The sequence below is a fragment of the Lysobacter lycopersici genome, from assembly GCF_007556775.1.
Classification (GTDB): domain Bacteria; phylum Pseudomonadota; class Gammaproteobacteria; order Xanthomonadales; family Xanthomonadaceae; genus Pseudoluteimonas; species Pseudoluteimonas lycopersici.
In genome coordinates, this window is record NZ_CP041742.1 from 1,989,256 (window position 1) to 2,008,216 (window position 18,961).

17 protein-coding genes are annotated in these 18,961 nt (G+C 67.8%); 6 read left to right on the top strand and 11 right to left on the bottom strand.

Annotated elements, in window-relative coordinates; all coding sequences use genetic code 11:
* Nucleotides 1-82: 82 nt before the first annotated feature.
* From FNZ56_RS09835 to FNZ56_RS09845, 3 genes are all read left to right on the top strand, one after another.
* Nucleotides 83-628 (top strand): TlpA family protein disulfide reductase, encoded by a 546-nt coding sequence (locus tag FNZ56_RS09835; RefSeq protein WP_185970725.1) that lies wholly within the window; start codon nucleotides 83-85, stop codon nucleotides 626-628.
* Nucleotides 629-711: 83 nt separating this feature from the next.
* Nucleotides 712-1,920, top strand: a complete 1,209-nt coding sequence (locus tag FNZ56_RS09840) for a DesA family fatty acid desaturase (RefSeq protein ID WP_143879670.1) — start codon at nucleotides 712-714, stop codon at nucleotides 1,918-1,920.
* Nucleotides 1,921-1,927: 7 nt separating this feature from the next.
* On the top strand, nucleotides 1,928-2,269 hold the full coding sequence (locus FNZ56_RS09845; RefSeq protein ID WP_185970726.1) for an EF-hand domain-containing protein: 342 nt from the start codon (nucleotides 1,928-1,930) through the stop codon (nucleotides 2,267-2,269).
* A gap of 88 nt (nucleotides 2,270-2,357) precedes the next feature.
* Here the strand turns inward: FNZ56_RS09845 and FNZ56_RS09850 are convergent, their stop codons facing one another.
* Nucleotides 2,358-4,016, bottom strand: a complete 1,659-nt coding sequence (locus tag FNZ56_RS09850) for an MFS transporter (protein WP_143879671.1) — start codon at nucleotides 4,014-4,016, stop codon at nucleotides 2,358-2,360.
* An 11-nt stretch (nucleotides 4,017-4,027) separates the two neighbouring features.
* The gene (locus FNZ56_RS09855; RefSeq protein WP_143879672.1) at nucleotides 4,028-5,401 is read right to left on the bottom strand and encodes a DcaP family trimeric outer membrane transporter; all 1,374 of its coding nucleotides are present in this window, start codon (nucleotides 5,399-5,401) and stop codon (nucleotides 4,028-4,030) included.
* A 178-nt stretch (nucleotides 5,402-5,579) separates the two neighbouring features.
* Between FNZ56_RS09855 and acs the strand changes: the two genes are divergently transcribed.
* The gene (acs, locus tag FNZ56_RS09860; protein ID WP_143879673.1) at nucleotides 5,580-7,526 is read left to right on the top strand and encodes an acetate--CoA ligase; all 1,947 of its coding nucleotides are present in this window, start codon (nucleotides 5,580-5,582) and stop codon (nucleotides 7,524-7,526) included.
* 25 nt (nucleotides 7,527-7,551) lie between these two features.
* Nucleotides 7,552-8,220: a response regulator gene (locus FNZ56_RS09865; protein WP_143879674.1), complete on the top strand. Its 669-nt coding sequence runs from the start codon at nucleotides 7,552-7,554 to the stop codon at nucleotides 8,218-8,220.
* 612 nt (nucleotides 8,221-8,832) lie between these two features.
* Here the strand turns inward: FNZ56_RS09865 and FNZ56_RS09870 are convergent.
* On the bottom strand, nucleotides 8,833-12,282 hold the full coding sequence (locus FNZ56_RS09870) for a hybrid sensor histidine kinase/response regulator (RefSeq protein WP_143880335.1): 3,450 nt from the start codon (nucleotides 12,280-12,282) through the stop codon (nucleotides 8,833-8,835).
* Nucleotides 12,283-12,480: 198 nt separating this feature from the next.
* Here FNZ56_RS09870 and FNZ56_RS12980 point away from each other — a divergent pair, with 198 nt between their 5' ends.
* The gene (locus FNZ56_RS12980) at nucleotides 12,481-14,061 is read left to right on the top strand and encodes a M20/M25/M40 family metallo-hydrolase (protein WP_246064569.1); all 1,581 of its coding nucleotides are present in this window, start codon (nucleotides 12,481-12,483) and stop codon (nucleotides 14,059-14,061) included.
* Nucleotides 14,062-14,206: 145 nt separating this feature from the next.
* Here FNZ56_RS12980 and rpmG read toward each other — a convergent pair whose 3' ends face one another.
* The 8 genes from rpmG to FNZ56_RS09915 all read right to left on the bottom strand — a co-directional run bounded on the left by rpmG (nucleotide 14,207) and on the right by FNZ56_RS09915 (nucleotide 18,935).
* Nucleotides 14,207-14,371, bottom strand: coding sequence for a 50S ribosomal protein L33 (gene rpmG, locus FNZ56_RS09880; RefSeq protein WP_036168663.1), 165 nt, complete (start codon nucleotides 14,369-14,371; stop codon nucleotides 14,207-14,209).
* Nucleotides 14,372-14,384: 13 nt separating this feature from the next.
* A complete protein-coding gene (rpmB, locus tag FNZ56_RS09885; protein WP_143879676.1) occupies nucleotides 14,385-14,621 on the bottom strand; it encodes a 50S ribosomal protein L28 in 237 nt (78 codons plus the stop codon).
* A gap of 217 nt (nucleotides 14,622-14,838) precedes the next feature.
* Nucleotides 14,839-15,177, bottom strand: coding sequence for a lipid-A-disaccharide synthase N-terminal domain-containing protein (locus FNZ56_RS09890; protein WP_143879677.1), 339 nt, complete (start codon nucleotides 15,175-15,177; stop codon nucleotides 14,839-14,841).
* Nucleotide 15,178: 1 nt separating this feature from the next.
* Nucleotides 15,179-15,904, bottom strand: coding sequence for a glycosyltransferase family 2 protein (locus FNZ56_RS09895; RefSeq protein ID WP_143879678.1), 726 nt, complete (start codon nucleotides 15,902-15,904; stop codon nucleotides 15,179-15,181).
* 11 nt (nucleotides 15,905-15,915) lie between these two features.
* Nucleotides 15,916-16,824: a ParB/RepB/Spo0J family partition protein gene (locus FNZ56_RS09900; RefSeq protein ID WP_143879679.1), complete on the bottom strand. Its 909-nt coding sequence runs from the start codon at nucleotides 16,822-16,824 to the stop codon at nucleotides 15,916-15,918.
* Nucleotides 16,821-17,633 (bottom strand): ParA family protein, encoded by an 813-nt coding sequence (locus tag FNZ56_RS09905; protein ID WP_143879680.1) that lies wholly within the window; start codon nucleotides 17,631-17,633, stop codon nucleotides 16,821-16,823. Before FNZ56_RS09905 ends, FNZ56_RS09900 begins: the two co-directional genes overlap by 4 nt.
* 35 nt (nucleotides 17,634-17,668) lie before the next feature.
* Complete coding sequence (rsmG, locus tag FNZ56_RS09910; protein WP_143879681.1) at nucleotides 17,669-18,316, bottom strand: 16S rRNA (guanine(527)-N(7))-methyltransferase RsmG; 648 nt, start codon at nucleotides 18,314-18,316, stop codon at nucleotides 17,669-17,671.
* A gap of 7 nt (nucleotides 18,317-18,323) precedes the next feature.
* On the bottom strand, nucleotides 18,324-18,935 hold the full coding sequence (locus FNZ56_RS09915) for a 4'-phosphopantetheinyl transferase family protein (RefSeq protein ID WP_143879682.1): 612 nt from the start codon (nucleotides 18,933-18,935) through the stop codon (nucleotides 18,324-18,326).
* Nucleotides 18,936-18,961: the final 26 nt, after the last annotated feature.

An 18,961-nucleotide genomic window follows, 5' to 3' on the forward strand; every position in this document is an offset into this window, starting at 1 on the left:
CAGCGTGGATTGATCGCGGTTCGTCGTGCAAGATTGCGCGGGGACTTCGGGGGAACGACGGATGTTGCGGAAGCGATGGATGATGGCGGCCTTGCTGCTGGTTTCCGCATGGGCGTCGGCGGCGACACCGGTTCCGGCCGCGGCGCCATCCGTGGGCGACATTCCGCCGCAGGTCCTGGGCATGGACCGCAACGGCGATCCGGTCGACTTGGGGCAGTTGCGCGGCAAGGTGGTCGTGGTGACGTTCTGGGCCTCCTGGTGCGGCTATTGCCGCAAGGAACTTCCTGCATTGAACGCCATGCAGTCCGCCACGGGCCCGGATTATTTCCGGGTGGTCGCGGTCAACGTGCAGGACGGGAACGATGAATACCGCGCCATCGTCAGGAAGATGCGCGACTACACGCTGACCTTTACCCGCGACCGCAGCGGCGGCATCGCCGAAAGCTACGGGGTGAAGTCGTACCCCAACCTGTGGATCATCGACCCGGAGGGCAGGGTCGCGGCGCGCCACATCGGTTATGGCGAGGATTCGTTCAAGGAGATCGTCGACGAAATCAGCCGTGTCGTTCAGGTTGAGGTCGATCGCCTGAACACGGCTTCCGCCAGCAAGCCCGCCGCTTCAGGCTGAACAACATACGCCGCCCACGGGTGACGTGGGCGGTGGCAGGCCCCATCATGCGCAGTGCGTTTCCCTGCGCCCCGAGATCCGACATGCCTGCTTCCCTGCTCGACTTCCTCACCGGTGGCCTGGTCCAGCCCGGCTGGATCGCCCTCGCCGTGTACCTGCTGGTCGCGACCCAGCTCACCATCTTCTCGGTGACGCTGTACCTGCACCGCAGCATCGCCCACCGCGGCGTCGACTTCCATCCGCTGCTGGCACACTTCTTCCGGTTCTGGAACTGGATCACCACCTCGATGATCCCGCGCGAGTGGGCGGCGATCCACCGCAAGCACCACGCGAAGTGCGAGACCGAGGAAGACCCGCACAGCCCGGTGGTGAAGGGCATCGGCAACGTGTTCTGGCATGGCGTCGAGCTGTACCGCGAAGCGCGCGCCGACCGCGCGTCCATCGAGCAGTACGGCAAGGGCTGCCCGGACGACTGGATCGAGCGCAAGTTGTACACGCCGCACGCGACGATGGGCCCGACCCTGTTGCTGTTCCTCAGCTTCGTGCTGTTCGGCTTCAAGGGCGTCGCGATCTGGGCGATCCAGATGGCGTGGATCCCGTTCTGGGCCGCGGGCGTGGTCAACGGCCTCGGCCACTGGTGGGGCTACCGCAACTTCGAGACCGACGACACCGCGACCAACCTTTCGCCCTGGGGCGTGTGGATCGGCGGCGAGGAACTGCACAACAACCACCACGCGTTCCCGTCCTCGGCCAAGTTCGCGCTGCGCAAGTGGGAGTTCGACATCGGCTGGGCCGCGATCCGCGCCGCGCAGGCGCTGGGCCTGGCCAAGGTGCTGCGCGTCGCGCCGGCGCTCGACGTGCGCCCGAACATCAACGTACCGGACATGGACACGATGAAGGCGCTGCTCGCGCATCGCTTCCAGGCCATGACCGACTTCAAGCGCGGCGTGCTGGCGCCTGCGTTGCAGGAAGAAGCCGCCGCGCGCGGCACGCGCCTGCGCCGCCTGCTGCCGCGCAAGCTGCGCCACGGCCTCGCCGACGACGGCCGCTGGCTGAAGCCCGAAGCGCGCGCGCAGATGCATGCGTGGGTGGAGGAATCGCCGCGCATCCGCGCGCTGGTCGAAGCGCGCGCGCGCCTCGCGCAAGTGCTGACCGCGCGCAGCCACGATGCCGCCGAACGCCTGCACCAGTTGCAGGCCTGGTGCCGCGAGGCCGAGGCCAGCGGCATCCACGCGTTGCAGGCCTATGCCGCGCGGCTCAAGGGTTATTCGCTGCAGGCCACCCGCGCCTGACCCGCGCATGCGGCGCGCATTCGCCGTCGCCTGCGTGTTCGGAATCGCATTCGCGCCGATCGTCGCATCGGCGCAGGTCGTATCCAGCAACGACTACCTCGCGCGCATGGACGTCGACCATGACGGCCGCGTGTCGCTGGCCGAATACCAGGACTGGCTGAGCTACGCCTTCGACGCGATGGACCGCGACCGCGACGGCGTGCTGTCGCCGGCGGAACAACCCGGCGGGCGCGGCGCGCCGATCAGCCGCGAACAGCATCGCGCGCGCCTGGCCGAGCGTTTCCGCAAACAGGACGCGAACGGCGATGGCTATCTCAACGCGAAGGAACTCGCCGCGCCACCGCGTTGAACCGGCAGGTCGCGGCATTGCGATCCACGCACGCAAAAAAGACGCCGGCACGAGGCCGGCGTCCATGCATCGCGCGGGGAGGATGGGTTTACTGGGTGATGTCGCGGTCCTTGGTTTCGGGCAGGAACAGGCAACCGATCACGAACGTCATCAGCGCGATGATGATCGGGTACCAGAGGCCGTAGTAGATGTCGCCCTTCCAGATCACCAGCGCCAGCGACAGCGACGGCAGGAAGCCGCCGAACCAGCCGTTGCCGATGTGGTAGGGCAGCGACATCGAGGTGTAGCGGATGCGGGTCGGGAACAGTTCCACCAGCCATGCCGCGATCGGCCCGTAGACCATCGTCACATACAGCACCAGGACGAACAGGATCAGCAGCACCATCGGCTTGTTCATGCGTTCCGGGTTCGCCTTTTCCGGATAGCCCGCCGCGTTGAGCGCGGTGCGCAGTTCGGCGCCGAACGCGGTGGTCTTTTCCTTCAGCGCATCCTTGGCCATGCCCGCGCCTTCGAACGAAGCGATGGTGCTGTCGCCGACCTTGACCTCGGCCAGCGAACCGGCCGGCGCGTCGACCACGGTGTAGGGCACGCTGGCCTTGATCAGCGCGCTGCGGGCGATGTCGCAGGAACTGGTGAACTTGGCGGTACCGACCGGATCGAACTGGAAGCTGCAGGTCTTCTGGTCGGCATGCACCGTCACCGGGCTGGCCGCGCTGGCGTCGTGGATGGCGGGTGTGGCGTAGTGGGTCAGGCCCCTGAACAGCGGGAAGTAGGTGAGCGCGGCGAGCAGGCAGCCGGCCATCACGATCTTCTTGCGGCCGATCTTGTCCGACAGCCAGCCGAAGAACACGAAGAACGGCGTGGCCAGCAGCAGCGCGGCGGCGATCATGAGCCAGGTCGTGGTGCTGTCCACGCGCAGGATCTGCTGCAGGAAGTACATGGCGTAGAACTGGCCGCCGTACCAGACCACGGCCTGGCCGGCGGTGGCGCCGAGCAGCGCCAGCAACGCGATCTTGCCGTTGCGCGAGAAGAAGCTTTCGGTGATCGGCGCCTTCGACTGCTTGCCCTCGGCCTTCATCTGCTGGAACAGCGGCGATTCGGCCAGTTGCATGCGGATCCACACCGACACGCCCAGCAGCACGATCGACAGCAGGAACGGCACGCGCCAGCCCCAGTCCTCGAACGCTTCCTTGCCCAACGCCTTCTGGCAACCCAGGATCACCAGCAACGACAGGAACAGGCCGACCGTGGCGGTGGTCTGGATGAAGCTGGTGTACAGGCCGCGCTTGCCGTTGGGCGCGTGCTCGGCGACGTAGGTCGCCGCGCCGCCGTACTCGCCGCCCAGCGCCAGTCCCTGCAACAGGCGTAGCGCGATCAGGATCGCCGGCGCCGCGAAGCCGATGCTGGCGTAGTTCGGCAAGGCGCCGACCACGAACGTGGACAGGCCCATGATCACGATGGTGATGAGGAAGGTGTACTTGCGCCCCACCATGTCGCCGATGCGGCCGAACAGCAGCGCGCCGAACGGGCGCACGGCGAAACCGGCGGCGAACGCGAGCAGGGTGAAGATCATCGCGCTGGCCTCGTTGAGCCCGCTGAAGAACTGCTTGGCGATGATCGCGGCGAGCGAACCGTAGAGGTAGAAGTCGTACCACTCGAACACGGTACCGAGCGACGAGGCGAAGATGACCTTCTTGTGGCCCGTGGTCAGCGTGCCTGGCGACGGATGCGCGGTGATGCTGGACATGGCGTTTTCCCCTAGAAGCTGTACTTGACGGTGGTCTGGATGCGCTTGAGGTCGCCTTCGCGGTCGTCCTCGAGCGAGCGCTGGCCCCAGGTCAGTTCGGCGCCGACGTCCAGCTTCGGGATCGGCGAGAAGATGAGGTTGGCGTGCAGCGACTGCGCGCGTTCGGTGGCGCCGTAGCCGATCAGCGACGGATCGTTGTCGAACAGCGCGGCCGAGTAGTACAGGTTGCCGCGCAGTTTCGGGTTGAACGCGTGGCGCCAGGCGACGAAGCCGCCGTAGCCGTCCAGCGCATGCAGTTCGCCGTCCGCGTCGAGCACGGCGTCGGTGCCCAGGCCGAAGGCCATGTAGCGGCCGATGCCGCTGCCGGCGTTGGCCATGTAGCGGATGTCGTCGTTGGCGCCGAGGTTGAACTTGCCGGAAACACTCACCGCGGCGCCGCTGCCGGTTTCGTCGCCGTACTTGAACTGGCGCAGCAGCGCGGCCACCGAGAAATGGCCCCATCCGCCCTTGGCGGTCCAGCGCCCGGTGAAATCGGGCAGCACGTTGTCGCCGCTGTTGAAGCGCGAAGCGCCGAGGTAGGAGGTGACCGTGGTCTGCGGGTTCTCCGCCGAGAACGACCATGGGCCCTTGCTGTAGCGCAACTGCGCCTGGCGCACGAAGATGGTGCCGTCGGTGGGGCCGACGAAATCCACCGCGTCCGGCAGCGCGGCGACGTCCTGGAAATTCGACCAGGTCTGGCCGGCGAGCCAGTCGTTCCAGCTCACGTAGGCCTGGCGCAAGGTGAGCGCATAGGTATTGGTCGAGGTTTCGTTGCCGGCCAGCGCGTTGCTGCCGCCGCCGTACATGTCGGCTTCGATGTAGGCCTTGAGTTTGTCGCCGCCGTCGGTGACGGTGTCGGCGCTGAACCAGAAGCGCGAGAACTGCGCGTGCACGTCGGTGTAGGGATCGCCGCCGTCGGCATTGGCGTCGCCCACCGGGATCTGGCTGGGAAGGTAGAACAGGCGCCCAGCCGAACCATCGGCGATGCGGCCGTCGCTGGTGTCGGTGGCCATCGCGTCGAGCTTGATGAAGCCGCCGTAGCTGAAGGTGGTGTTCGGGTTGGCGCTGGCGTTGATCGCGGTGGACTGGATCGGCTGCTTGCCCGCGGGCGGCGCGGGATGGCGCGCATCGACCGCATCGAGTTGCGTCTTCGTGTCCGCGATCTGCGCCTGCGCCTGCTGTTGCGCTGCAAGCAGCGCCTGCACCTGCGCCTCGAGTTGCGCGACGCGGGTTTCGAGTTCCTGTTCCTTCGCGGTCCCGGCCAGCGCCACTCCCGGCGCGAGCAGTGCGACGAACAGCGCCATCGCCAACGGCCGGCGTCGGCCGGCACGGAATTCGGTTTGCATGGGCCCCTCCCAGGGATGCGCGACCCGTTGCCGCGCCGCCAGACCATGCGCCGCGCGCATGGCGTCGTCGATTCGCCAATGGTCGATACGACCAAGGTCTAATCCGCCTTCGCGCCCGGTGGCGGAGGCCGGCGCTACACTCGAATGCCCGGTCGAATCCGCTTCGCGAGGAGCCGCCATGAGCGCCGACGTCTATCCGGTTCCCGCTGCATTCGCGGCCAGCGCGCGCGTCCGCCGCGACGATTACGAACGCCTGTACGCCGAATCGTTGCGCGATCCGGATGCGTTCTGGTCCAAGGCCGCGCAGCGCCTGGATTGGATGCGTGCGCCGACCCAGGTCAAGGACGTGAGCTATGCGCTGGGCGATTTCCGCATTCGCTGGTTCGCCGACGGCGAACTCAACGCCAGCGTCAATTGCCTCGACCGCCACCTCGCCACGCGCGGCGACAAGGTCGCGCTGGTCTTCGAGCCCGATTCGCCGGATTCCCCGGGCGAACGCATCACCTATCGCGAACTGCACCAACGCGTGTGCAAGCTCGCGAACGCGCTGCGCAGCCTCGGCGTGCGCAAGGGCGACCGCGTCACCATCTACCTGCCGATGATCCCAGCGGCGGTGGTGGCGATGCTCGCCTGCGCGCGCATCGGCGCGGTGCACATGGTGGTGTTCGGCGGCTTCGCGCCCAATTCCATCGCCGATCGCGTCGGCGACTGCGGCAGCAAGCTCATCATCACCGCCGACGAGGGTCGGCGCGGCGGCAAGGCCGTGCCGTTGAAGGCGAATGTCGACGCCGCGCTGAAGTTGCCGGGCACCAACTCGGTGGAAACCGTGCTGGTCGTGCGCCACACCGGCGGCGCGGTGGACATGCAGATGCCGCGCGACCGCTGGTACGACGCGGTGGTCGACGGCCAGCCGGCGCAATGCGAACCGGAGCGCATGAACGCGGAAGACCCGCTGTTCATCCTCTACACCTCCGGCAGCACCGGCAAGCCCAAGGGCGTGCTGCACACCACCGGCGGCTATCTGTTGTGGGCGGCGTACACGCACGAACTGGTGTTCGACCTCAAGGACGACGACGTGTTCTGGTGCACCGCCGACGTCGGTTGGGTCACCGGGCACAGCTACATCGTGTACGGGCCGCTGGCGAACGGCGCGACCGAAGTGCTGTTCGAGGGCATTCCCAACTTCCCCGATTCCTCGCGCTTCTGGCAGGCCATCGACAAGCACGCCGTCACCATCTTCTACACCGCGCCGACCGCGATCCGCGCGCTGATGCGCGAAGGCGAAGCGCCGGTGAAGAAGACCTCGCGCAAGTCGCTGCGCCTGATCGGCACCGTCGGCGAACCGATCAACCCCGAAGCCTGGCGCTGGTATTACGAAACCGTGGGCGATTCACGCTGCCCGATCGTCGACACCTGGTGGCAGACCGAAACCGGCGGCATCCTGATCTCGCCGCTGCCGGGCGCGATCGATGCCAAGCCCGGTTCCGCGACGAAACCCTTCTTCGGCGTGCAGCCGGCCATCGTCGATGCGAACGGCGCCCTCCTCGAAGGCGCGACCGAAGGCAACCTGGTGCTGCTCGATTCGTGGCCGGGGCAGATGCGCACGGTGTACGGCGACCACCAGCGCTTCATCGACACCTATTTCCGCACCTATCCCGGCATGTACTTCACCGGCGACGGTTGCCGCCGCGACGAGGACGGCTACTACTGGATCACCGGCCGCGTCGACGACGTGATCAACGTCAGCGGCCACCGCATCGGCACCGCGGAAGTGGAGAGCGCGCTGGTTTCGCACCACGACGTGGCCGAAGCCGCGGTGGTCGGTTTCCCGCACGACATCAAGGGCCAGGGCATCTACGCCTACGTGACGTTGAAGCAGGGCATCGCCGCCAGCGACGAACTACGCAAGGCGCTGGTGCAGCAAGTACGCAGCGAGATCGGGCCGACCGCGACCCCGGACCACATCCAGTGGGCGCCGGGGCTGCCGAAGACGCGCAGCGGCAAGATCATGCGCCGCATCCTGCGCAAGATCGCAGAGAACGCGCCCGACCAGCTCGGCGATACCTCGACGCTCGCCGATCCGTCGGTGGTGCAGTCGCTGGTCGACGAACGCAAGGACGCCTGACGCCGCGCGGCGGCGGGTTCGCGCGATGCCGACGATCCTGATCGCCGACGACCATCCGCTGTTCCGCGAGGCATTGCGCCACGCGGTCGCGCGGATCGTGCCGGACGCGCGGCTGCACGAAGCCGATGGCGTCGATGCGCTGTTCGCGCTGGTCGATGCGCATCCCGACGCGGACCTGCTGCTGCTCGACCTCAACATGCCCGGCGTGCAGGGCTACGGCGCGCTGGTGCACCTGCGCGGCCTGCATCCGCAGTTGCCGGTGGTGATGGTGTCCGGGCGCGAGGAACCGACGACGATCCGCCGTGCGCTGGAACACGGCGCCGCCGGTTTCATCCCGAAATCGTCGGATGCGGCGACGATCGGCGAAGCCTTGTCGCGCGTGCTCGAAGGCGAGCGCTGGATGCCGCCAGGGTTGCCGGCGGGCGAGGCGATCCGCGACGAGGAACGCGACATCGCGCGCCGCCTCGCCGAACTCACGCCGCAGCAGTTCCGCGTGCTGCAGATGCTCGCCACCGGGCGGCTCAACAAGCAGATCGCGGGCGAGCTCGATGTGTCCGAAGCCACGGTAAAGGCGCACATGACCGCGGTGCTGCGCAAGCTCGGCGCCGGCAACCGCACCCAGGCGGTGTTGCTGGCGGGCAAGTTGATGCTCGATCCGGATGCAGTAGTGGCGCCGGGCGACGCCGACGAGTAACGCGTGGTGTCTTTCCCTCTCCCCTTGAGGGAGAGGGTGCCGAAGGCGGGAGAGGGGCGTAGCTAAGGATGTTGGGTATCGCTGCGCTCAGCCTAACCTATGCGCTGCGCGGCCTCGGCAAAGTCCCGTAGGATTGTGACTCTGCCGTGGCCACGCAGCGGTCCGGCTTAACTCAGGCGTTAGGCCATGACACGGACAGTTCGGCAAGTTGCAGTCGGTTTGGCACTGATCATCGCCATGATTGCGGTTTGGAGCTGGTACATCGCCCACCCTTCGCTATGGCCTGAGTATCGGCAAGCCACTGTAATCATCGGGCAAATCGAGCAATTCAAGGCTGCGCACAATCGGTTGCCAGCCAATCTGGCTGAGATCAACGGCCAGCCAGCCCCTGAAAACGGCCCAATCTTTTATCAACCATCTCGAGATTCCAGCTACACCGTCTAGTTCGGTCGCTCACTTGGCGAGTCGTATACGTATGATTCGCTCTCAGGGTCGTGGCAATAGATCATGGCCTAACAATTCGTCCAAGCCGAGCCCGTTTCGTGGCGCGGCTTAATTCAGGCGTTAAGCGTCCGCTCCTGGCCGACAGTGGCCAGTCAAGCGGCCACTGGCTCAAACCCCATCTGTCGTCGACGGATAGCGCCGCACCGCGGCAAGGAACGCGCGTAGCGAAGCGGGTTTCACCGGCTTCGTGAGCAGGCGATAGCCGCGTTCCCGCGTCGCGTGCTTCAACGCATCGCTGCCGTCGGCGGTGAGCAGCGCGCCGACCACGCCATCGCCGCAGGCCGCGCGCAACGCATCCAGCGCATCCAGCCCGTCGAGGCGATCGTGCAGGTGGTAATCCACCAGCATCACGTCCGGTCGCCGCGCCGCCAGCGTCAGCGCCGCTTCCACGGTCGAGGCGCACAGCACTTCCGCCCGCCAGCGTTCGAGCAGCGCGCGCATGCCGTCGAGGATTTCCGGATCGTTGTCCACGCACAACACGCGCAGGCCTTCCAGCGCATCATCGTGCGCCTCGGGCTCCGCGCGTTGCGATGCCGGCGCGGTTGGCGACAAGGCGCTGGCGCGCGGCACCGAGATCGAGAACACGCTGCCGCGTCCGACCCGCGAACGCACGTCCAGCGGATGGCCGAGCACGTTCGAGATGCGCTGGCAGATCGACAGGCCCAGCCCGAGTCCGCGTTCGCCGCGTTCGCCCGGCTGCTCGAAACGGTGGAACTCCTCGAAGATCTGCCGCAGGTGGATCGCGGGAATGCCGGGTCCGGTGTCGACCACTTCGAGCGCGACGGCGCCCGCGCGAACGCGTGCAGCGAGCAGCACGCCGCCGTGCTGGGTGTAGCGCAGGGCATTACCGATGAAGTTCTGCAGCGCGCGCCGCAACAGGCGGCGATCGCTGCGCACCGGCAGCGTGGCCGGCACGTGCACGCGCAACTCCAGGCCGCGTTGCGCGGCGCTCGGCGCGTATTGCGCATGCAGCTCGTGCAACAGTTCGGCCGCGTCGAAGCCGGACAACTGCGGGCGCAGCACGCCGGCATCGAGCCGAGACACGTCGAGCAGGCCGTCGAGCAGTTCCTCGGCGGCGCGCAGCGAGGAATCCACGCGCGCGGCCAGCCGCGCCTGCTCGGCAGCATCGTCCTGTTCGCGCAGCGCGGAGGCGAACAGGCGCGCGGCGTGCAGCGGCTGCAGCACGTCGTGGCTGATCGCGGCGAGGAAGCGCGTCTTCGACTGCTGCGCGGATTCGGCCTCGCGGGTGCGCAGTTCGACCCGCTGCTCCAGGGTCTCGTTGATCTCGCGCAGCTCGCGCTCGACCCGCTTGTAGTCGGTGATGTCGCTGTAGTTGGTGACGTAGCCGCCGCCGGGCAGGGCGCGGCCGAGCAATTCGATCACCTGGCCGTTGGCGCGCACGCGTTCGAACACGTGCGGGGTGCCGGCGCGCAGGTGCTCGAGCCGGCGTTCGACCTGCGCCTCGATGTCGCCCGGGCCCATCTCGCCGCGTTCGGCGTTCCAGCGCAGGAGGTCGGCGACCGGGCGGCCGACGTAGAGCATGCCGTCGGGATAGTCGAACAGTTGCTGGTAGCGCGCATTCCACGCCACCAGGCGCATGTCCGCGTCGACCACGCTCACGCCCTGCGGCATGTTCTCGATCGTGGTGGTCATCACCTCGCGGTTGAAGCGCAGCGCGTGCGTGGTTTCGTCGAGCAGGCTGACCACCTCGCCCAGTTCCATGCCCGAACCGCGCAGCGCGGAGGTCAGGGTGAGGCGCGCGGACGCGGCGCCGATCGCGGAGGCGAGCAGGCGTTCGGTGAATTGCAGCAGCGCACGATCGGCCGGCGCGTCCATGGCCGGCGCGCTCCCGGACTGGCGCGCGTGTTCGGCGAAGGCGCGTTGCGCATGGCGTTCGCCGAGGATGCGTTCGGCCAATGCCAGCAGTTCGCCGGCGCGCACGTTCCAGGCCGCGCCGGGTCCCAGCGGCTGGCGCTGTGCGTAGGGATCGAGGAAGGGCGAGGCCAGCAACTGGTCCTGCAGCCGCGGTCGATAGCGCATCGACACGAACACGAAGGTGCCGACGTTGATCAGCAGCGACCAGAACACGCCGTGGGTGAGCGCGTCCCAGCCCTGCATGCCGAACAGGCGCTGCGGCCGCAACGCTTCGATGCCGAACGGGCCGGCGTCGATCCAGTGCGTGCCGAACCAGCCGCCGCGCGCGAGTTCCGGCAACAGCAGCGTGTAGGCCCACAACAGCGCGCCGGCGAGCAATCCGGCGAACGCGCCCGCGCGACTGGCGCCGCGCCAGTACAAACCGCCGATCAGCGCCGGCGCGAACTGCGCCACCGCCGCGAACGCAAGCAGGCCGTGCTTGGCGAGGCTGTCGCTGCCCACGGCGCCGCGATGGTAGACGTAGGCGAGCATCGCGATGCCGGCGATGGTCGCGCGCCGCACCCACAGCACGCGGCGGTCGATCGCGTCGTCGTGGCGCAGGGTGCCGCTGCGCAGCAACAGGGGCATCACGATGTCGTTGCTGACCATGGTCGCCAGCGCCACGCAGGACACGATCACCATGCCCGTCGCCGCGGAGAAGCCGCCGATGTAGGCGAACAGCGCCAGCGATTCGCGGTCCAGCGCCAGCGGCAGCGCCAGCACGTAGGCATCGGGCGACACGCCGTCGGCGGCGAGCAGGTGGCTGCCGGCAAGGGTGATCGGCAGCACGAACAGCGAGACCAGCACGAGGTAGCCGCCGAACAGCCAGCGCGCGGGACGCAGGTCGCGGGTGTCGCGGCATTCGACCACGGCCACGTGGAACTGGCGCGGCAGGCAAATGATCGCGGTGAACGCGATCAGCGTTTGCGCGACGAAACTGGGAGGCATGCCTTGTGCACCCACCGTCGCCGCGGCCTGCAGCACGCGGTCGGCCATGCCGCCGCTGCCGGGCAGGTGCAGCATCGCGAACAGGCCGATCGCGAGGAACGCCAGCAGCTTCACCAGCGATTCCAGCGCGACCGCCAGCATCATGCCGCGGTGGTGTTCGGTGGCGTCGATCTGGCGCGTGCCGAACAGGATCGCGAACAGCGCCAGCAACGCGGCCACGTACAGCGCCGGGTCGCCGAAGGCGCCACCACCGCGGCCCGGCGCCAGCACGTCCACGCTCATCGCCACCGCCTTGAACTGCAGCGCGATGTAGGGAATCGCGGCGATCACCGCGACCGCCGCCACCAGCGCGGCCAGGCCGGGCGCGCGGCCGTAGCGCGAGGACAGGAAATCGGCGATGGAGACGATGCGCTGTTCGCCGGAAATCAGCACCAGCCGTTCCAGCATGCGCCAGCCGAACAGCAGCAACAGCAGCGGGCCGAGGTAGATCGGCAGGAAGGCCAGGCCATCGCGCGCGGCGGTGCCGACCGCGCCGTAGAAGGTCCACGAGGAGCAGTACACCGCCAGCGCCAGCGCGTATACCAATGGCCGCAGCCGCGAGCCCGCCGGCGCGCGCTGGTCGCCCGCGTACGCCACCGTGAACAGCAGGCAGACGTAAGCCGCGGACACCAGCAGCAGGACCCAGCCCGGGATCACGGCATCACGACTCCAGCCCACCGATGCGCGAGTGTAGGCGCAGACGCGGCGTGACGCGGCGCAGCAAGCCGGACCCGCGCACTTGGGGCACACTCGCTGCGTGCGGCGCGCGAGGGGCGGCGCCGCGATCATTCCAGCCACGGGTCCGGGCACATGGCCGCCATGCGCCCCGCGCCGGGACTTGCGAGGAGAAAAACGATGAAGGCATTGCCGGCGATTTCCCTGCTGCTGTTGTCCATGGCGGTGCCGGCGCGCGGTGCAAGTGCCGCGAATGCGGCCGCGCAGGCACCCCATTCCACGGTGAATCGCGCGCCTGCGCATGCCGCCGTGGATCCGCTCGCGCCGGTCTACATCGTCACATCGCGCAAGACCTTCGACACCGTGCACGCGCTGGTTCGCGACCCCGCCTCGCGCCGCGACAGCCTCGGCAACGAACTCGTGGTATCGGAAACGAAAGCGCACATGCTCGACGCCGTGAGCGGGCTGATCCACCAGCGCGAACTGCGTTGCGGCGGTTTCTTCGCGTTCACCAGCCGCGCCGAGGCGGACCGTTTCATCGCCAACGATCGTTCGGCGCTCGCCGCGCGCGCGCTGACGATCAGCTACACCATCGACAATGCCGCGACGGTGGATCCGTGGCTGCCGCAGGCGACCGAATCCGGCATCTACGACACCATCAATACCTTGCAGGGCTACAAGAACCGCTATTACGCCAGCAGCTACGGCAAGTCCGCGGCGGAGTGGATCAAATCGCGCTGGGAATCGCTCGCCGCCGGCCGCGGCGACGTGACCACCGAACTGTTCACCGGCTGCACCAACTGCTCCACGCAGCCGTCGGTGATCCTCACCATCCAGGGCAACGAATTGCCGAACGAAGTCGTCGTGCTCGGTGCGCATCTGGATTCGATCAACCAGTCCGCGGGCGGCAACCCCGAGATGGTCGCGCCCGGCGCGGACGACGACGCCTCCGGCATCGCGACGCTGACCGAGGCCCTGCGCATCGCGCTCGCCAGCGGCTGGAAGCCGCAGCGCACGGTCAAGTTCATGGCCTATGCGGCGGAGGAAACGGGCCTGCGCGGATCGAACGCGATCGCCCAGCAGTTCAAGGCGAACGGCATCAACGTGGTCGGCGCGCTGCAACTGGACATGACCGAATACCAGCTCGGCACGCCCGAGGACATGCAGCTGGTCACCGACTATTCGAACGCCAGCCTCAAGCTGTTCTTCAACCGCCTGTTCGACGCCTACCTCGCGCCGATGGGCCTGCGCCGCGGCACCATCACCTGCGGCTACGGCTGTTCCGACCATGCGTCGTGGACCAGCGCGGGCTATCCGGCCGCGATGATGTTCGAGGCCGGCGACAACAGCGGCGCGAACACGCCCGCGTTCAGGGGCTACAACCCCAATATCCACACCACCGGCGACACGCTCTCCTTCCTCGGCGAATCGGCCGAGCACAGCGTCAAGTTCGCGCAGTTCGCGCTGGCTTTCATCGGCGAGGTCGGCAAGACCAGCGCCGCCGGGCCGACGAACGCGCCGCCGGTCGCGAACTTCCGCAGCAAGGTCGTCCGTCGCATCGTCGCCTTCACCGATCGTTCCAGCGACAGCGACGGCAGCATCGTCTCGCGCTCGTGGAATTTCGGCGACGGCAAGTCGTCGACGGCGACCAGCCCCACCCATGTGTATTCCACGGTCGGGACCTACAACGTCACCCTGACCGTCACCGACGACGACGGCGCGACCGCGAGCAAGACTTCGCCGGTCACGATCGTGCGCTGACGCGATCCCTGGCTGCAGAAAAAAGAAACCCGCCGGGAGGCGGGTTTCTTTTCGACTCGAACAATGATGAAGAGCTGGATCCCCGCCTTCGCGGGGATGACGTTCCGGCAAAGCCGTTCGCGCGTCGCGCGAACGGGCCGTCACGTCACTTGATCTTGCCTTCCTTGTAGATCACGTGTTTCCGGACGACGGGGTCGTACTTCTTGACCTCCATCTTGTTCGGCGTGTTCTTCTTGTTCTTGTCGGTGGTGTAGAAGTGGCCGGTGTTGGCCGAGGAGATCAGGCGGATCTTGTCGCGCTTGGAAGCCATGGTTCGATTCTCCTCAGACCTTCTCGCCCTGCTTGCGCAGGTCGGCCAGGACGGCGTCGATGCCGTTCTTGTCGATGGTGCGCAGGGCCTTGGTGGAAACGCGCAGCTTCACCCAGCGGTTCTCGGAAGCCACCCAGAAGCGGCGTTCGTGCAGGTTGGGGAGGAAGCGGCGGCGGGTCTTGTTGTTGGCGTGCGACACGTTGTTGCCGGTCGCGACGCGCTTGCCGGTGACTTGGCATTCACGGGACATCTGTGCACCTCGATGGTGTGTGGTTGTCGCCCGTAGCCCGGGCGGCGGCGGCCCCGCCGGCCGATGGAACCGGGGCGGGAATCGCTGCGGGACGCAGCGAGCCGGGCATTATGCCGACCCGGCCGGGCCCGGGCAAGCACTTATCCACAGATCCGTATTGCCGCCCCTCATCCGCCTTCGGCACCTTCTCCCCGCCAGCGGGGAGAAGGAAAAGGCGTTAGTGGCTGGCGCGATCCCGCTTCCAGCCGCGGTGGCGGATGTCCAGGTACAGGCTGTAGCAGGCGGTGAAGGCCGGGAACAGGTTCTGCAGGATGCCGACCGAGTCGTTCTTGCCGAACACGAAGTAGCTCAGCGTCATCAGGCTGCCGACGATGCTCATGTACCAGAACAGGCGCGGGATCACCGGCTTGCCCTGGCGCTTGCTGGCCACGAACTGCACCAGCCAGCGCCCGCCGAACATCAGCGCGCCGGTCAGGCCGATCAGCTTCCACGGGCTCATGTACAGCCCGGTCCATTCCAGCCAGACGATCGGCGAATCCATCACGCCCGTGGCCATCTCACAGCTCCTCGATGCCGGTGCGGCGGCTGCGCGTGATGAGCCACGCCACGCCGCGCAGATCGCGGATGCCGACCAGCGCGCGGTTGAGGTTGTTGTATTTCGAAACGCCGCTGGCGCGGTGGCGGTGGTTGACCGGCACGCTCACGGTCTTCCAGCCGGCGCGCTGCATCAACGCGGGCAGGTAGCGGTGCATGTGGTCGAAGTAGGGCAGGTCGAGGAAGGCCTCGCGCTCGAACAGCTTGATGCCGCAGCCGGTATCGGGCGTGGAATCGCGCAGCATGCGGCTGCGGATCGCGTTCGCCCATTTCGAGGCCCAGCGCTTGCTGCCCGAGTCCTGCCGGTTCACGCGCCAGCCGGCGAACAGCTTCACGCCCGCGTCGGTCTTGTCGCGTTCCGCGATGAGCTTCGGGATGTCGGCCGGATCGTTCTGGCCATCGCCGTCGAGGGTGGCGATCCACGCACCGCGCGCGGCCTTCACGCCATTGCGGATCGCGGTGCTCTGGCCGCTGTTGACCAAATGCCGGACGACGCGCAGTTCCGGCGTGGTGGCTTGCAACTGTTTCAGCCGTTCCAGCGTCGCGTCCTTCGACAGGTCGTCGACATAGACGATTTCGAAATCGCATCGCCCGCGCAGCGCAGCGAGTATTTCGCCGACCAGCGGCGCGACGTTGTCCTGCTCGTTGTACACGGGCACGACGACGGAGAGTTGCGGGGTCGAAGTCACGGGATCCTCGCTCAGGAGTCGCGACGCAGGCGTTCGAGGACCCCGTCGAGCATGTCGAGGTCGCTGTAGTGGATCACCAGCTTGCCGCGCCCGCCGCGCCCGGGCTGCACGTCCACGCGCGTGCCCAGGGTTTCGCCGAGCTCGCGCTGCAGCGTGGCGATGTCGGCCGAGGGCGATGCCTTGGTCGCGGCTGGCCTGGCCTTGCCCGGGACGCGGCCCGCGCCGAGCAGTTGCACCCGGCGTTCGACTTCGCGCACCGACCATTCCTGCGCGGCGGCCTGCTTGCCGAGTGCGACCGCGGCGGCCGGCGCCAGCGCCAGCAACGCGCGTGCGTGGCCCATTTCCAGCGCGCCGGTTTCGACCATCGCACGCAGTTCCGCCGGCAGCTCCAGCAGCCGCAGCAAATTCGTGACCGCGGTGCGCGAACGGCCGACCGCTTCGGCGGCGGCGGCGTGGGTCAGGTCGAATTCGTCGATCAGCCGCTGCAACGCCTGCGCTTCCTCGAGCGGATTCAGGTCTTCGCGCTGGATGTTCTCGATCAGCGCCATCGCGACCACGGTGCGATCGTCGACTTCGCGCACCACGACGGGGATTTGTTCGAGCCCGGCTTGCTTCGATGCGCGCCAACGGCGTTCGCCGGCGATGATTTCCCAGGTCTTGCCGCCGCGCGGCTGCACGACTTCGCGCACGACGATGGGCTGGATCACGCCCTGCGCGCGGATCGATTCGGCGAGTTCGGCGAGCTTGGCCGGATCCATCACCCGGCGCGGCTGGTACTTGCCCGGCGCCAGCGCATCGACCGGCAGCGTGCGCAGCGCGTCCTGCGGGGTGGCTTCCAGCTTCGGTGCCTCGGCCGCGGCCTTGGGGCCGAGCAATGCTTCCAGTCCGCGTCCGAGTCCCCGCTTCTTCACCGTCGTCATGCGTCCTGCTCCATTGTCGCCACCTGCTTTCCTTGCACCTGCTTGCGTTCGCGCTGGTGGCGCAGCACTTCGCCGGCGAGGCCGAGGTAGGCGATTGCGCCGCGGCTGCCCTTGTCGTAGCCGACGATGCTCTGGCCGTGGCTCGGCGCCTCGGCCACGCGCACGTTGCGCGGGATGATGGTGCGGAACACCTTGTCGCCGAAGTGCGACACCAGTTCCGCCGAAACCGCGTTGGCGAGGTTGTTGCGCACGTCGAACATGGTGCGCAGCACGCCTTCGATTTCCAGGTTCGGATTCAACTTCGCCTTCAGCGCGTCGATGGTCTGCAGCAGCGCGGTCAGGCCTTCCAGCGCGTAGTACTCGCACTGCATCGGCACCAGCACGCTGTCGGCGGCGGTGAGCGCATTGAGGGTGAGCAACGACAGCGCCGGCGGGCAGTCGACGACGATGAAGTCGTACTTCGCGCGCAATGGATCCAGCGCGCGCTTGAGCCGCTGTTCGCGGCCTTCCTCGTCCATCAGCTCGATTTCGGCCGCGGTGAGGTCGGTGTTGCCAGGCAGCAGGTCGAAACCTTCGGGCGTCCTGACGATCGCGGCGTCGGCGTGTTGTTCCTCGAGCAGCACGTCGCAGGTCGAGGCGGACAGTTCGCGCTTGTCCACGCCGCTGCCCATGGTCGCGTTGCCCTGCGCGTCGAGATCGACCAGCAGCACGCGGCTGGCCGATTGCGCGAGCGCGGCGGCGAGGTTGACGGCGGTGGTGGTCTTGCCGACGCCGCCCTTCTGGTTGGCGATGGCGATGATGCGGGCCATGCGGGAGTCAGTCTTCGCTCGCGGCGGATCGATGATTATGCCGTGGCCGCTGCGTCCCGGCCCACCACGGCGAGGTGGCGTTCGCCCTCCAGGCCCGGAACCGTGAGCCGGTGCAGCGTTTGCAGCCGCCAGCCGCGCGGCAACGCGGCGATTTCCTCGTCCGGGCGCGCGCCCTTCATCGCCAGCAGCCTGCCGCCGGGGGCGAGCAGGTGGGCGCCGAATTCGAGGATCTGCGGCAAGGTCGCCAGCGCCCGCGCGGTGATGGCGTCGAACGCGCCGGGCCGGTCCAGCGCCTCGATCCGCGATTCGGCGACCTCGGCATTGCCCAGGCCCAGCGTGCGCACCGCCTCGCGCAGGAAGCGCGCCTTCTTGCCGTTGGCTTCGACCAGCGTCACCCGCAGCCCCGGCCGCGCGATCGCCAGCGGGATGCCGGGCAGGCCGGGGCCGGTGCCGAGGTCGGCGAGGGTGGCGATGCCGTCGAGATAGGCGTTCATCGCCAGCGAATCGAGCAGGTGCCGCGACACCATCTCGCGCGGATCGCGCACCGCGGTCAGGTTGTAGGTGCGGTTCCAGCGCGCGAGCAGGTCGAGGTAGGCGAGCAGCGACGGCGCGAGTTCGCCCGGCAGCGCGAGATCGGCGAGGCCGGCGCGCAGCGGGGCGTCGAGGTCGTGTCCGTCGGTCATGCGCGGATTATCCCTTGCGCCACGCGATGGCCGCGAGCGTGCCGGGCGCCGGCAAGAGTTCGCACAGGCGCCAGTCGCGTGGATCGCCGAGTTCGGCGTCGCAGCGTTGCAGGAACAACGTTTCGTTTTCTTCCGCGAACGCCAGGCGGTGCAGGCCGAAGGCGAGCCCGCGGCCATGCGCCTTCAGCACCGCTTCCTTGGCGCACCACAGGCGCAGGAAATCCTTTTCAAGGGCCGCCCTTTCGAGCGCGGTCCGTCCGCTCCCTTCGCGCGCTTCGAGCCAGGCGATTTCCTCGCCAGCGAAGAAACGCCGCGCGACTGCCAGCGCGTTCGTCCGTGGCCGGATCGATTCCAGGTCCGCGCCGACGCAGAGTGCTTCGCCGGCGACGACCAGCAGGTGCCCGCCGCTATGGCTCCAGTTGCAGTCCAGCGCCGCGCGTTTCAATTGCGGACGCCCGTGCGCATCGCGTTCGAAGGCATACTCGCCGGCATTCCCGCCGAATGTATTTGCCAGCCAATTCTGCGCGAGGGGCATCGCCGCCTCGCCGCGCGAATACGGCAGCAGCGTCCAGCGTGGCGATGCGGGATCGGTCGAAGCCGGGGCGGTTTGGCGGCGCATGGCGTCGCCAGCGTAAGCTAGCGGCT

Coding starts and splice junctions, on each gene's coding strand:
- rpmG (WP_036168663.1), bottom strand. CDS start 14,371: ATGGCTTCCAAGCGCGACAAGATCCGCCTGATCTCCTCGGCCAACACC.
- FNZ56_RS09855 (WP_143879672.1), bottom strand. CDS start 5,401: ATGCAAACCGAATTCCGTGCCGGCCGACGCCGGCCGTTGGCGATGGCG.
- FNZ56_RS09835 (WP_185970725.1), top strand. CDS start 83: ATGGCGGCCTTGCTGCTGGTTTCCGCATGGGCGTCGGCGGCGACACCG.
- FNZ56_RS09915 (WP_143879682.1), bottom strand. CDS start 18,935: ATGCGCCGCCAAACCGCCCCGGCTTCGACCGATCCCGCATCGCCACGC.
- FNZ56_RS09840 (WP_143879670.1), top strand. CDS start 712: ATGCCTGCTTCCCTGCTCGACTTCCTCACCGGTGGCCTGGTCCAGCCC.
- FNZ56_RS12980 (WP_246064569.1), top strand. CDS start 12,481: ATGAAGGCATTGCCGGCGATTTCCCTGCTGCTGTTGTCCATGGCGGTG.
- rsmG (WP_143879681.1), bottom strand. CDS start 18,316: ATGACCGACGGACACGACCTCGACGCCCCGCTGCGCGCCGGCCTCGCC.
- FNZ56_RS09845 (WP_185970726.1), top strand. CDS start 1,928: ATGCGGCGCGCATTCGCCGTCGCCTGCGTGTTCGGAATCGCATTCGCG.
- rpmB (WP_143879676.1), bottom strand. CDS start 14,621: ATGTCCCGTGAATGCCAAGTCACCGGCAAGCGCGTCGCGACCGGCAAC.
- FNZ56_RS09865 (WP_143879674.1), top strand. CDS start 7,552: ATGCCGACGATCCTGATCGCCGACGACCATCCGCTGTTCCGCGAGGCA.
- FNZ56_RS09850 (WP_143879671.1), bottom strand. CDS start 4,016: ATGTCCAGCATCACCGCGCATCCGTCGCCAGGCACGCTGACCACGGGC.
- acs (WP_143879673.1), top strand. CDS start 5,580: ATGAGCGCCGACGTCTATCCGGTTCCCGCTGCATTCGCGGCCAGCGCG.
- FNZ56_RS09905 (WP_143879680.1), bottom strand. CDS start 17,633: ATGGCCCGCATCATCGCCATCGCCAACCAGAAGGGCGGCGTCGGCAAG.
- FNZ56_RS09900 (WP_143879679.1), bottom strand. CDS start 16,824: ATGACGACGGTGAAGAAGCGGGGACTCGGACGCGGACTGGAAGCATTG.
- FNZ56_RS09890 (WP_143879677.1), bottom strand. CDS start 15,177: ATGGCCACGGGCGTGATGGATTCGCCGATCGTCTGGCTGGAATGGACC.